Below are 13,316 nucleotides of genomic sequence, written 5' to 3'. Positions count from 1 at the left end.
CATATCCCCCTATCCTGATTGCTGTAACCGAATGCTAACCTTTGTCCCCTCTCCAACACAGGAAGAAACTGAAAAAGAACTATTTTTATCAAACAATGCGAGCCGGTCCATTACATTTCTCATACCGATCCCAGTAGAATGACCAGATCCTTTTTTCGACAAAGAAAATTCAGATTCTTCCTCTTTGCTTAACAAGCGATCAATCGTCTCTTGATCCATCCCTGCCCCATTATCGATAACCTCTATACATACCATTCCATCCTCACGGTAAATATGAATGTCAATTTGAGCTCCCTCAGCCATGCTTTCAATTCCGTGTATAAATGCATTCTCAATAATTGGCTGAAGCGTTAGACATGGAATAGGAGTTGATAGGCAACTAGAATCTATGGTTTCAACAAACTGTACACGATCTCGAAAGCGCGCTTTTTGGATAAAAAAGTACTCTTTTATAATTTCGACCTCATCTTTCAGTGTCGTTTGTCGACCCAAATGACCAATATTATACCTAAGTAAGGTGGAAACAGAGGAAATCAAGTCACTAGTTCGTTCCGCTCCTTCAATATAAGATGTTTTTGAAATCGTGTTCAATGTATTAAATAGAAAATGCGGATTGATTTGATTTTGTAAGCTTTTCAATTCCATCTCTTTTAATAGTTGCGCTAACTTAGCCTTTTCCTCTATCTCACTAACCGAATGTAAGATATTCCTTTTCATTTCATTAAAAGTCTTTGTCAAAAACCAAAGCTCATCTTTCTGTGAAACAACAACATCTTTCCCATTGTAACGCCCCGATGATATTTCTTGTGCGGCCTTTGTTAATCGCTCAATCGTTCTCGTAATACCATTTGAAAACCAGAGAGCAAATAAAATACTTAGAATGATGATGGCAATCATAATTGCTGACCCCATCTTCTGTGTATTCATCACCTTATTATCTATAAAAGCAGCAATTTCTTGATAATTGGCAAGCTCCATATTGAGGATGTCCAGTGTTGTCTCATGAATATAACCGGATGTTCTCTCAGCTTCTTGTACATATATGGAATACGCTTGAATATCATTATTGGCTACACCTTCGACAGTCCGTTCTGTTTGTTCAAGAAAACTTGTTATCATATTCAATACGTTTTTCTTAGAAATTCCTTCTTTTTCTTGTTCACTAAAGACTTGTTGGAGCTGTAGCAGTTGCTCTTTCTCTTCTTGATAGAGTTGCAAGTTTTCAATTAATGGTTCATGAACATAGATTTGTAGGGACTGAAAGGTCTGATTTGTTGTTTTCGTGAGCTCATTTAGGAGAAAGAAATATTCGACATTTTCATTATAGAGCTCCATCACTTTATCGTTACTCTGTTCTCGAACAAGAAATAACAAAATTAGCAGTAGCAGAATACTAGCAAAATAAATGAGTAACTTTGTACGAATTTTAATCATGAATCCCCATCCTTTTGATGATTCCTAATCGGCAAATCTACGTCACGGATAATCGATAACTCTGTATGATAAACATCGTCAAACGGTTTATCCTTAATCATATCAATCATCTTTTCAACACTTGTATAACCCATTTCAAACGGCTGTTGCTCAACTATCGCATTGATCTCACCATTTTTTAGCAATTGTAGATTCTCATCAATCGCATCAAATGTAATCACATACATCTCGCTTTCTTTTTTTAAAGACTTTGCAGCAGCTACAATTCCAACGCCATTATAAGAACTCGTCCCGTAAAAGGCAGTAATGTTATCATGCTCTGCTAACATGTTATAAGCCTTTTCCTCCGCATCAACTCTTGAAATAGCCGCTTCTTCTATTGCCACAATTTCTATTCCATTAATCTGCTCGACAATATCTGTAAATCCTTTTACACGCAGTCGATGAAGATCATGATCGAAACTGCCAGAAATGATTGCAACCGTTGCTTCGCCTTTTGTATCCTCAACCAATGATTTCCCTGCCAATTGACCGGCTTCGTAATTATCTGTCCCAATATAGACACCACGCATACTACCTTCAGAATCGGTATCAATTGTAATAACCGGAATTCCCTGTTCCACCGCCTGATCAATTAAAGGAGTAAATTGATCGTTAAGTGCTTGCACAATAATTCCATCGACCTTTGATTTGATCGCCATATCAAACAGCTTAAGTTGCTCATCAGGATTAGAACGCTTAGGCCCAACGTATTCAACAAAAACATCAAAATCCTTCTCTGCTGCCTTCGCACCTTGTCCGACTAAACGCCAATATTCATGATTCATTTCCTCTCCAATTAAAACAAAATGGTATCTTGGAAGATCTTGCTGAGATGTCAACATGACCGAAATTTTTTCATTGTCTACCTGTGATTGATGATAAAAATATAGAGAGAATCCAGAAGCTGTTAGAAAAGCTAAAAGCAATATTGTATATAAAATAGTTCGATTCATGCCTTTCCCCCAAACGATGAAGTAACTGTGTAAATTGGATGTATATTATAGAATTCTAACACAGCCAATATCACTCAGTGCTAAGAAATATACTTTTCTGTTTTAACACATAAACTTAGATAAATAGAAATAATTCAAATTAGCCGAAAAGCCTATGAATACTGAGCTGGACGGACTTCACAATATAAAAAAATTGCTTTTTTCATTTGACATTTGAGCCGAACGCGTTATCATTAAGTTTATAAAGAATATTTTAAAAAAATTTTACAAACTTCACTTTGGACGAAGGAGTAGTTTTATGAGTACGTCTATTAAAGAATCTAGAAGTAAAATAGAAGAGGCTCAAGAGAAAGTCATCGGATCTATTGCAGAAACAATGGATCTATATGGCGTAACACCAGCTGCCGCAAATTTATATGCGACGATGTACTTTAAAAATCAGATGACTCTTGATGAAATGCATACCGAGCTCGGAATGAGTAAACCAAGTATGAGTACTAGTGTCCGTAAGCTCCAAGAAATAGAAATGGTGAAAAAAACTTTTACGCGTGGATCCAGAAAACACACGTATAAAGCTGAGAAAAACTTCTTCCGTTCATTTATGGTGTTTTATTGCCAGATGTGGGAACGTGAAGTAAAAATGAACATGGAAGCCATTAAAGAAGCACAAAAAGATTTACTAGATATTATAGAAGACCCTATAAGCACATTAGAAATTGTTGCTGAAGCCAAAGAAAACTATGAGCAATTAGAGGATTCAAAAACATATTACCATTGGTTAAATGACTTAGTTGAAAGCATAAGAAGTGGCAAGATATTTGAGTTGATCCCTAAGAAAAATGAATAAGATTAATAAAGAGTTTATCTGATATAATATAGAAAAAAGGCTACTAACTACCAAACTTATAGATGTTTTACTTATCTCAACAATCAAAGAGATAAGTTTCATTCTAATATGTTTGTTAAAAATATTCTTAACGCAGTTAATGTTCGGAATGTTTTTAACTTAATTATATAAAAACAGAGGAGTGTTATTCTACATGAACAATTGGAAAAAAGAACTTAGCTTTATCTTATTGCTGCTAATGGTTGCTTTACTGACAGCATGCGGAAGCACTAACGAGGAAACAAGCAGTGAAGAAGCAGGTACAGAGACAGAGACAGAAACAAGTAATGAACATTTAGTTATTGGTCAAATTAACTGGGCCGAAAATATTGCCGTCACAAATATGTGGAAAGCCATTTTAGAAGAAAAAGGTTATACAGTCGAGTTACCTGTATTGGACATGGGTGTTACGATGAGAGCTTTAGCAAGTGGTGATTTAGATGCTAGTTTAGAAGTATGGTTACCGGTTCAAGATGCCCATTATCTAGAAGAATATCAAGATTCCTTTAATTTCTCAGAATCTACTTGGTTTGATAATGCAAAAGTCGGACTTGTTGTTCCAACTTATTTAGAAGACATCAATAGCGTAGAAGATTTAAATGAACATAAAGATCTGTTTGACGGTGTCATTGTCGGATTTGATCCTGGTGCAGGTACGATGGAAGTGACGCAGCAACTAATTGAAGATTATAATCTCGATTTTAATTTACTATCAAGTTCTGAACCAGCGATGTTAGCTGAGATTGGAACGGCTGTAGGAAATGAAGCACCAATTGTGGCACCACTTTGGAGCCCACACTCGGTATTTTCTAACTATGACTTGAAATTCTTAGAAGACCCGCAAAACACATTTGGTGGCGTAGAAAAAATTCATCATGCTACAAGAGATGGATTTGAAGAAGACCACCCAGAAGTAACTGAATGGTTTAACAACTGGAAAATGGATGACCAACAAATAAGCGACCTTATATATGAAGTAGAAAGTGCTGAAGATCCACTTGATGGCGCTAAAAAATGGATTGAAGAGAACCAAGATTTGATTGATCAATGGGTAAAATAAGTAATATGTAGACTTGAAGAGAGAAGTTAGTCCCTTATATTTTAGGACTAACTTCTTTTTTTAGATTGAGATACTTTCTTTCTATATCCATTTAAAATTCTTCTAAGCTTAAGTACTTCTTTTTTGACGAATGACTTAGAGCCGCATTTATTCACAAAACAAAATAGAGTGCCTCTTCTCTAGCACTCTATTCGTCTCCTGTTCATTAAAATCTCTTTAAATAACAGGGTAATTCCATCCATATCTCGGATTCGTGAAATAGGGCGGTCGTTCCGATGATTTAGGCATCGGCCAAGCGTGATTCATGTATTGCATTTTCACCTTTTCATCTGAGGCGTCCTTTAATAAAACGGTTGCTTCTGGATTATATTCAAACAACATTGCCTGAGCCCTCCTTCTTATTGTCTTTTTATCGTATTCGCTTACTATGAATGTGAGCATGTCCTTGGGTAGGAAGGCAATTCACTTCTTTGGGTGTTTATGCATAGAGTGTGATGAATTTACTTACTTAGGAGGTTCCTATGCCGAACTATAACGATCACCAATCCCATCATCAACATATGTCAAATGATCATCAAAAACTCGATCAAATTAAGCATGTGCAACAAATGTTTGAGAACAATAAACAGGAGCACCCGTATCCTCTGTATCCGAACTACGGGAAAATTGTTCGCAATGAAGAGATTCCCCTCAATGTTCCGGAACAGCGTCAATTGCGTCATCCTGGTGTCGAAGACTCATGGTACCGAAACCAATCGTAGAAAATCCCCATTATAAAGGAAGCGAAAAATTAAAAGGAAAAGTGGCGTTAATTACAGGAGGAGATAGTGGAATTGGTGCTGCGATTGCGATTGCTTTTGCAAAAGAAGGAGCAGATGTAGCCATCGCTTACCTTGATGAGCATGACGATGCCCATCGAACGAAAACGCGAGTGGAACAATTAGGCCAGCGTTGTTTACTCATGCCAGGGGACTTACGCAAAAAGGATCAATGCATTGCAATTGTCGAGAAGACACTCAAAACTTTTGGACAATTAGATGTTCTTTGCAATCATGTCGGAATCCAGTTTCAACAGTTATCTTTAACCGATGTGACCGACGAGCAATTTGATGATACGTTTAAAGTAAATATATATTCACACTTTTACACCACAAGAGCAGCCCTTCCCCACATGAAAGAAGGAAGCTCTATTATCAATACTTCTTCCGTCGTTGCTTTTGCCGGCGAAGAACAAATGATTGATTATACTGCCACAAAAGCTGCAAATATAGGCTTCACACGGCACTTGCCAACAATGTGATCGATAAAGGCATTCGTGTCAACGCGGTCGCGCCAGGGAGAATTTGGACCCCGCTCATCCCAGCTAGTTTTACAGCTGATGACGTCGCAGTATTCGGCGCGGACAATCCTATGAAACGACCTGCGCAACCATTTGAATTAGCACCAACCTATGTTCATTTGGCTTCCGATGATTCCCGCTTTATCACAGGCCAGGTTCATCATGTGAATGGTGGGGAAGTGTTCGGTTAGATAATAGCAATTCGGTGACGAAGGTAGACTATTTCTAATGAACATTTGGATTGCTATATTCATATTTTCTATTTTTTACACACACGGGCTCTAGTACATTAATGAAAATTAAGAGAATTAGTTACTTAATTGAAAGCTGCGAAATAGATATTTGCTTTCTATAACGTGTAAACCCATTCTAACCCGCTTCTGTATCCATACTAAGCAATCTCGTGATGTAAACCTAGCATTTCAGGATATCTCTCTAAGGAGCAATTAAAAAATAAACATCAAAAAAGAAGGACTCTCTCATAAATGTATGCTTTGGCTCACAATACATTTTGAAAGAGTCCTTCTTATAAACTCATTATGATTTAACTAGTGTTTTAATTGTCCCTGCTTCAGGCGGGTGCACTCCATGACGGTAGAAGTCAAGGTGAATTGGCTCAAGAGGTTTACGGTCAAGGATTAAATCTGCTGCTTTTTCCGCCAACATCAATACCGGCGCATGAATGTTTCCATTTGTTACATAAGGCATAGCAGATGCATCAACGACTCGAACATTTTCAAGACCGTGAACCTTCATCGTTAGTGGGTCTACAACGGCCATTGGATCTGAAGCGGGCCCCATCTTCGCGGTACAACTTGGGTGAAGGGCAGTCTCTGCATCATTTCTCACCCATTCCAAAATCTCCTCATCTGTACTAACAGAAGGACCTGGTGAAATTTCACCCGAATTATAAGGTGCCATCGCTGGCTGGTTTAGGATTTCACGTGAAATTCTTACTGCTTCAATCCACTCACGGCGGTCCTGTTCAGTTGAAAGATAGTTGTAAATCATGCTCGGATGCTCTTTAGGATTTTTAGAACGAATCTTTAATGATCCCCTAGCATCAGAATACATAGGTCCGACGTGTACCTGGAACCCGTGAGCCGTGTCCGCTTTCTGTCCATCGTATCGAACCGCGACTGGTAGGAAGTGGAACATCAAGTTTGGATATTGAACGTCCTCATTGGAACGAACGAAACCTCCACCTTCGAAGTGGTTCGTAGCTGCTGGACCTTTACGTCCGACTAACCATTGTAAACCGATCCATGGCATTTTCAGTTTATTTAAGTTAGGCTGTTCAGAAACAGGTTGTGGACAAGAGTATTGAATGTAGGTTTCAAGATGATCCTGAAGGTTTTCACCAACACCAGGAAGATCAACTACCGGTTCAATATCAAGTGAGCGCAAGTATTCAGCATTTCCCACACCTGACAATTGAAGCAATTGCGGTGTATTGATTGCACCACCTGCAAGTACTACTTCACCTGCAATAACCTGATGAGTCTTCCCATCTCTTTGATACGTCACACCCTTTGCACGAGTACCTTCAAAATCAATACTTGTCACAAACGCACGTGTTTTCACAGTAAGGTTCTCACGCCCCATAGCTGGATGCAGATAGGCACGTGAAGGTGAAAAACGTTGTCCTTTGTACACATGCTTATCAAACGGAGCGAATCCCTCTTGTCTAAAACCGTTCACATCAGGAATCTTCGCGTACCCGGCCTCGACCGCTGCGTCAAAGAAGGCTTGAAATAGTGGACCCGTAGCTGGACCACGTTCTAGTTTAAGAGGACCATCATGGCCACGATATACGTCATCTGGATCAGCAGCTAACGCACTTTCCAAGCGTTTAAAATACGGAAGACAGTGTGCAAAATCCCACGTTTCCATACCTTCGTCTGCTCCCCAACGTTCATAATCCATCGGATTACCTCTTTGATAAATCATACCGTTGATTGAACCTGAACCTCCAAGCACCTTTCCACGAGCATGCTTGATACGACGTCCATTCATATGTGGTTCAGGGTCAGACTCGTATCTCCAGTCATATAAAGGGTTTCCTGATGGAAACGGCAAAGCTGCAGGCATTTGGATCAATAAGTCCCATGCAAAATCCTTTCGTCCTGCCTCTAAAACAAGTACACTACGTGTTCCGTCTGCACTTAAACGGTCACCGAGTACCGAACCGGCACTTCCTCCACCTACTACTACAATATCATATGTTTCTTTCATCTTCCGGACCTCCTTGGATGTTGAAAATGGAATTTAGTTATTAAGCTATTTGCAAAGCATTCATAAAAAGATCGTCTTTAGTAAATGAAACAAGTATAAAAGTTTGCTAGTTTTTTCATTTACTTTAGGAGCATTTAAATACTGTTAACTTTGTTAAGTTTTTATTTAACATTCTTAATATAATTAATATACCACAGTGATTTTTTTTTGTAAACCAGGTTTCTTTTATAAGTTTTTGATCCAATCAATTTTATTCCTAAGTACATCAATACCTAAAAGGAAAGGAGGGAATTTCTTCAGAAAAATTGCTGCAGCATGCAAAGGTGTACAAAAAAAGAGACTCCTCAAAGATTATTAAACCTTTGAGAAGTCTCAATTAATTATTTTCCTACAAACCTCCTGTAACAAGGGGGTTCAGGGGCAGATTACATCATGCCGCCCTAAGGTGAGAGTGTGTAATATCTTGCACATCGTTTGCGAAAAGTGCGGTATATTAAGACTTTGTTAAATTCTTAATGTAACATTTTTAACGGGGATATATTGTTTTTCACTGGATTGCGTTAGCAAAATGTTAGCAACGCTTATTGGTCAAAGAACTGTAAAAGATGTTAATATTCTTTATGTAATTAATTTTTTGTCCTTATTTTGTCCTTATTTTGTCCTTTTTTTTCCTAATGGTACTTTGTTCATTAAGGAGTTAACTCCAATAATGTCCCCTTTTGTGTCCCTATTTTATTAAGGAGAATAAATATATTTGGTTCCAGCTCCCTTTCCAACAATCTTAACACCGTCTGGTTCCATTTCTTTTACCAAACGTTGTACTTGTTTTTGGTTCATCCCCGTTAATTGCCTTATTTCCTTATTAGTTAAACTTCGATCTGTTTTTAGTATAGATAATATGCGAATTTTGACTGCTTCTTTATCCAAAATTTGCTGACGTTCATATTGCAATTCACCTTTTAATAATTTATATGCACTTCGTGAAAGAGTAAAGTACCTCCCTTTACCACGTCCGATTGATTCTAATAAATTTAAATCATTTTGCATCTTACTAAGTAATTCACGTGCTTGTTCCATACTTCTTTGAGCAACTTCTGCTGCTATTGACGTATCAATTTCTTCATGTCTAATTAAATATTGCAATATAAGCAGATGGTCAACATCAATGTGATTTTTTTCTTGTGCCATATGATTAATTAAGTTTTTAAAATCCTTGTTTAATGGAGAAGATATAAAGGTAAGCTCAATGTTACTACCAACTTCTCTATATATCGGTGGTTCTTTCCCCTCAATCAATAGCGAACGGAATATCCTTGAAACACCAAGGTTTGAACGGTTGACTAATTTTAATCTATCTAACAAATCCATTAAGTGATTATTCCTCGCTACTGGAGGATGGTGGAGAATATTTTTAGGTGTAATACCACCAACAAACTCTCCTGGATTAGTTAGTATTAGCTTATCATTATATTGCTTTAACATAATAGTTCCATTCATTCGATAATCCCTATGACCAAACGCATTAAGCAAAGCTTCTCTTAAAGCAATTGTTGGATATGTACTGAACTCTGGATGTACAAGTCCAGATTCTACAGTAACCATTGGATTATCGACAGCTATATACCGTTCCAATTCATACAGTGCTACTGGTATAGCATGAGTTCCGTCATCTCGATGAGATTAATCAGTATCACTAATCATCTTTCTAAAAGACCATTTGTATTGTGGAATATATTTTAAAATAGCTTCAGGCTTTCCAACAAGTAGTAGGGCGCCTTTAGTAAGAAAGTTTTCCTTTAACGCTCCGATAGACCTCAATAAATCTTCGTCAGATAACGTCAAAAGGCTTTCATCAACCCTTTCTCTAGACATAATTTCCCGGACGCGCTTCATTGCTGAATGTGAAAATAGACTTTGCCAGTCCTCGTGGATTATTTCATCAGTAAAGTCCATCTGTGTTGAAGTATCCATCATTTTACGCCTTAAAGAACCTGTATAAGGAATACAATCCTTTCCCTGTCTTATTGTTGCAGAACCATCAGTGGTAGTGTAAGGAGGCATACCTGGAAATACGTTCATCAACAGTAAGCGTGTTGAGCCTTCTGGGACCGTTTAATGTTGTCATCAAACTTCTTGTTATCCATTGCTTAAAATCTAGTTGTTGTGATTCAAGCTCATCAGCTATACTTGTTTCTAACTTATCTAGCAGTATCTGTACTTCTTCTTTAGATATCATAAAACTTCACCTCCATAAATAAATGAAATTTGACTCCTATTACTTAAAGAAACAGTAACTCATTATTATTTCATTAACATTTTATATGAACCTATTAACATTCCACTTTGTAATCATTTAGAATTATTATTTACTGTTAAATCATTTATATCTTTTATTTCTCTAAAACTACTGGAATAATTGAATTTGTTGGCTTTTCTCTTTGTTCTCACCTAGACTATAACCTATATTTTTATATCCCTTTAATCGTTTTTTAAACATTTTCTCTAGTACATCAACGTTCGAATCTACATAATCGAACACTTTCACTTCACTTTTGCTACTATAATTACGATGAAGCCGCCCTACATACTGTTGCAATGTACCTTTCCAAGAGATTGGCATTGTTAGAAAGAGGGTATCTAATCTCGAATCATCAAACCCTTCTCCCACGTATTTTCCTGTTGCAATTAATAATCTCTCCTCACTATCAGGTAATTCAATTAACTTTTCTAGCGCTTGTTGCCGTTCTTTCTTCTTCATAGCTCCTGATAGGATAATTATATTTTTAGCAAATCCCTTGAAAAGCTCATATAGTTCATTTATATGGTCTAAACGTTCCGTTAACACTATAGGAGAGCGTTTTTCATCTAGAGCTTGTAGAACATCGTTAAAAATCATATCGTTTCGTTCTTTATTAGTAGATAACAAGGAATATATAGCTTGTATATCAGTTTCATTCGTATTTAGTAATGTCTCTCTTTTAACAAGGGTTTGTTTAAACGGTCGAAAATTGGCTTGTTGTTTATTATTGGTTTTATATCTTATAGGCCCACATTGCATAAATATAATTGGGTGCAATCCATCTTTCCTAACTGGGGTTGCTGTTAAACCATACACTTTCTTCGCTGCGACTGCTTTTAATACCTTTTCAAAGCTTACGGCAGAAATGTGATGACATTCATCTACGATAATTTGCCCGTAATGATGTAACTCAGGTTTTATTAAACCATTATGATTAAGCGATTGAATCGTAGATATATCTATGTTGTAGGTTGGTTTATTTTTCCCACCACCAATTTGACCAATCTCTTTTACTGGGATGTTTAAAAAAGATGATAATCTGTCTTTCCATTGTTCAACTAGTTGTGTTCGATGCACAATTATGAGTGTATTTGTTTCATTTCTACTAATTAACGCTGCAGCTGTCACTGTTTTCCCAAAACCAGTATCTGCTGCTAATACTCCATTGTCATGATTAGCCATAGATGTAACAGCGTCCTCTTGTTGGATCGTAAGTTGACCATAAAATTTAACGTCAATAGACTTTCCTACGAATTGATTGTTTAGTATTGTTAGAGATATTTTATATTTAGAGAAGATTTCCTTCACCTTTTCTAATAAACCTCTTGGTAATATGAGCATATTGTCATCAATCTGTGTACAATCAATCATTCTAGGAATTCGATGAGTGGAAAAGCGCTTTGCTTGTGCTTTGAAAAATTCTGGATTTCCGAATGTCGCAAGTTTTTGTAATTCATTCAGTATCTTACTTGGTAATAAATTCTTCAGAATTTGAATGCCATGATTTAGTTCAATAGTAACTTCTTTTGGCAAGTTAATATTCTCAACTTTCTCATTTACATTTATAGAGCTTTCTTCCTTGGAGAAGTTTGTTACTATTTGTAAAATATTTTTTTCAGATATCCTTTTTATCGACGATAGATATTGCCATTGATCTTCAAATTCCTGAAATGAATCATTTACAAAGACACTATTCCCTTTCATTTTTACTTGCTTCTGTAATGGGAGAGCTATCAAATTACCAAAACCACCTTTAGGTAATAGATCTTGGTTAGGGAACATTCTATCAAAGGAATCCATGCCAACTTCAAAGCGCTTTTCACTTGTTTTTGATAATAGAATCACTCCAAATTTTCTAGCTAACGAAGCGCTTATTTCCTTTTCAAAAAAGAACCAAATATGAGCGCCTTCTCCTGAGCGAGAACGTTCGATATGATATGGTAACCCTAAATTTTTACACGTTTCAATAAATGCACGTACATCATCTTTCCATTGCTTCTTATCAAAGTCCACAGCTAGAAAATGACATGTATTATTTTCTAGTAAAGGATAAATTCCTATAGTTTTTATGCCACTTAAATGTTCGTAAATAACTTGGGAAGTTAAGGGACTGAATAGGCGGTGGGAACAATCCTGACATTTAATTTTAGGTTTTCGACAAAGCTCTTTATCCCACTCATTTTTACATGCAGGTGAATAACCAGATTTACCTGTAGTACTCGATTTCCACCTTTGAGCAAAAACATCAGACCTTCCTCGAAAAAGGTTCATAAATAGTGAAATTGCTGCTTTTTCTTTAGGAGTAAAATCCGTCGCTGTTTTCTTTATATTAGATGTTAGGCTATAAAATGTATTACGATCTTGTATTTTATAGAGATACTTTTTTAATTGAATATTTTCTTTTTTAAGTCTATCAATCTCTTTTAAAGCATACCTGAGCTGTTCGTGCATATCCATAAGGCTACTCCAATCGTAAATATCTTTAACTCTAGTTTAGCCAAGAAACCATTTATTTAACAGTCTAATCCTTCATAATAATTTTACTAAGTATAGTTTGTGCAAAAGGCAGCAATAGAGTAATTTTAGTAGCGAGTGTATACTAAAACTAAAAGAGTTGAAATTTTTATAAGGGAGAATGTTTATTGTGGGTAAGAAAAAGAGCATTATTGAGGAAACAGAAAACTTCGGCATTTGTGTTTTATATTGTAATGACTGTAATTATACATTTGAGATGGATTGGGAAACAATTTTTACAATACAAGAATGTACTCATGGATATGTAGGATTTCATCTAGATGATGTAATGATTGAATGCCCTAAATGTCATAAGTTCATTTCAAATAGTACCAATGATGACCACCCTCATCTTACAACAGACACCAAAAAACCAAAGCAAAATATAACAATAGAAGAGAATGAGTCTCCTTTTTAGAATGTTCATCTACAATAATTGGTATAAAAATGTAGCCATATGGATCACCATCATCAACATGATTCATCAATTAGCTTAAACTTTTCACTTAGTTGGTCAAGATATCCAAGTAACATTCTATAAATCCCAGTTGAAA

The 13,316-nt window shown here is 36.4% G+C and carries 11 protein-coding genes and 1 pseudogene; 4 read left to right on the top strand and 8 right to left on the bottom strand.

From position 1 onward, the window contains the following. Positions 1-9: 9 nt before the first annotated feature. Both JCM9140_RS11890 and JCM9140_RS11885 read right to left on the bottom strand, forming a co-directional pair. Positions 10-1,434 (bottom strand): sensor histidine kinase, encoded by a 1,425-nt coding sequence (locus JCM9140_RS11890; RefSeq protein WP_034746545.1) that lies wholly within the window; start codon positions 1,432-1,434, stop codon positions 10-12. Further along, entirely contained in the window at positions 1,431-2,429 is a 999-nt protein-coding gene (locus tag JCM9140_RS11885) for a sugar-binding protein (RefSeq protein WP_034746542.1), read from the bottom strand. Before JCM9140_RS11885 ends, JCM9140_RS11890 begins: the two co-directional genes overlap by 4 nt. A gap of 298 nt (positions 2,430-2,727) precedes the next feature. On the opposite strand from JCM9140_RS11885, the gene cudC reads away from it, so the two are divergent. Then, positions 2,728-3,276: a choline uptake/conversion transcriptional regulator CudC gene (gene cudC, locus JCM9140_RS11880; RefSeq protein WP_034746539.1), complete on the top strand. Its 549-nt coding sequence runs from the start codon at positions 2,728-2,730 to the stop codon at positions 3,274-3,276. 193 nt (positions 3,277-3,469) lie between these two features. Continuing rightward, positions 3,470-4,375: a glycine betaine ABC transporter substrate-binding protein gene (locus JCM9140_RS11875; protein WP_034746536.1), complete on the top strand. Its 906-nt coding sequence runs from the start codon at positions 3,470-3,472 to the stop codon at positions 4,373-4,375. A gap of 216 nt (positions 4,376-4,591) precedes the next feature. On the opposite strand, the gene JCM9140_RS23740 is transcribed toward JCM9140_RS11875, so the two are convergent. After that, positions 4,592-4,756 (bottom strand): hypothetical protein, encoded by a 165-nt coding sequence (locus JCM9140_RS23740; RefSeq protein ID WP_166485462.1) that lies wholly within the window; start codon positions 4,754-4,756, stop codon positions 4,592-4,594. A 227-nt stretch (positions 4,757-4,983) separates the two neighbouring features. On the opposite strand from JCM9140_RS23740, the pseudogene JCM9140_RS11870 reads away from it, so the two are divergent. Then, positions 4,984-5,905, top strand: a pseudogene (locus tag JCM9140_RS11870) (SDR family oxidoreductase). Positions 5,906-6,251: 346 nt separating this feature from the next. On the opposite strand, the gene betA reads toward JCM9140_RS11870, so the two are convergent. From betA to JCM9140_RS11855, 5 genes are all read right to left on the bottom strand, one after another. Continuing rightward, positions 6,252-7,949, bottom strand: a complete 1,698-nt coding sequence (betA, locus tag JCM9140_RS11865) for a choline dehydrogenase (protein ID WP_034746533.1) — start codon at positions 7,947-7,949, stop codon at positions 6,252-6,254. A 735-nt stretch (positions 7,950-8,684) separates the two neighbouring features. Continuing rightward, positions 8,685-9,551 carry an ATP-binding protein gene (locus JCM9140_RS24495; protein ID WP_235715334.1) on the bottom strand — a complete coding sequence of 289 codons (867 nt, stop codon included), beginning with the start codon at positions 9,549-9,551 and terminating at the stop codon, positions 8,685-8,687. 78 nt (positions 9,552-9,629) lie between these two features. Continuing rightward, positions 9,630-9,920 (bottom strand): DUF8451 domain-containing protein, encoded by a 291-nt coding sequence (locus tag JCM9140_RS24490; protein ID WP_235715333.1) that lies wholly within the window; start codon positions 9,918-9,920, stop codon positions 9,630-9,632. 67 nt (positions 9,921-9,987) lie between these two features. Next, positions 9,988-10,185, bottom strand: a complete 198-nt coding sequence (locus tag JCM9140_RS24485) for a hypothetical protein (RefSeq protein WP_235715332.1) — start codon at positions 10,183-10,185, stop codon at positions 9,988-9,990. Between the two features lie 168 nt (positions 10,186-10,353). Then, on the bottom strand, positions 10,354-12,705 hold the full coding sequence (locus JCM9140_RS11855; RefSeq protein WP_034746529.1) for a TOTE conflict system archaeo-eukaryotic primase domain-containing protein: 2,352 nt from the start codon (positions 12,703-12,705) through the stop codon (positions 10,354-10,356). 187 nt (positions 12,706-12,892) lie between these two features. Between JCM9140_RS11855 and JCM9140_RS11850 the strand changes: the two genes are divergently transcribed. Next, entirely contained in the window at positions 12,893-13,180 is a 288-nt protein-coding gene (locus tag JCM9140_RS11850; protein ID WP_235715331.1) for a hypothetical protein, read from the top strand. Positions 13,181-13,316 lie beyond the last annotated feature (136 nt).

The sequence above is a fragment of the Halalkalibacter wakoensis JCM 9140 genome, assembly GCF_000513095.1.
In the GTDB taxonomy this organism is placed as follows: Bacteria; Bacillota; Bacilli; order Bacillales; family Bacillaceae_D; genus Halalkalibacter; species Halalkalibacter wakoensis.
Note: the sequence above shows the minus strand (reverse complement) of the source record. Positions and strands in the feature narration are given on the sequence as shown.

Coding starts and splice junctions, on each gene's coding strand:
- JCM9140_RS23740 (WP_166485462.1), bottom strand. CDS start 4,756: ATGTTGTTTGAATATAATCCAGAAGCAACCGTTTTATTAAAGGACGCC.
- JCM9140_RS24485 (WP_235715332.1), bottom strand. CDS start 10,185: ATGATATCTAAAGAAGAAGTACAGATACTGCTAGATAAGTTAGAAACA.
- JCM9140_RS24495 (WP_235715334.1), bottom strand. CDS start 9,551: ATGGTTACTGTAGAATCTGGACTTGTACATCCAGAGTTCAGTACATAT.
- JCM9140_RS11885 (WP_034746542.1), bottom strand. CDS start 2,429: ATGAATCGAACTATTTTATATACAATATTGCTTTTAGCTTTTCTAACA.
- betA (WP_034746533.1), bottom strand. CDS start 7,949: ATGAAAGAAACATATGATATTGTAGTAGTAGGTGGAGGAAGTGCCGGT.
- JCM9140_RS24490 (WP_235715333.1), bottom strand. CDS start 9,920: ATGGATACTTCAACACAGATGGACTTTACTGATGAAATAATCCACGAG.
- JCM9140_RS11875 (WP_034746536.1), top strand. CDS start 3,470: ATGAACAATTGGAAAAAAGAACTTAGCTTTATCTTATTGCTGCTAATG.
- JCM9140_RS11855 (WP_034746529.1), bottom strand. CDS start 12,705: ATGGATATGCACGAACAGCTCAGGTATGCTTTAAAAGAGATTGATAGA.
- cudC (WP_034746539.1), top strand. CDS start 2,728: ATGAGTACGTCTATTAAAGAATCTAGAAGTAAAATAGAAGAGGCTCAA.
- JCM9140_RS11890 (WP_034746545.1), bottom strand. CDS start 1,434: ATGATTAAAATTCGTACAAAGTTACTCATTTATTTTGCTAGTATTCTG.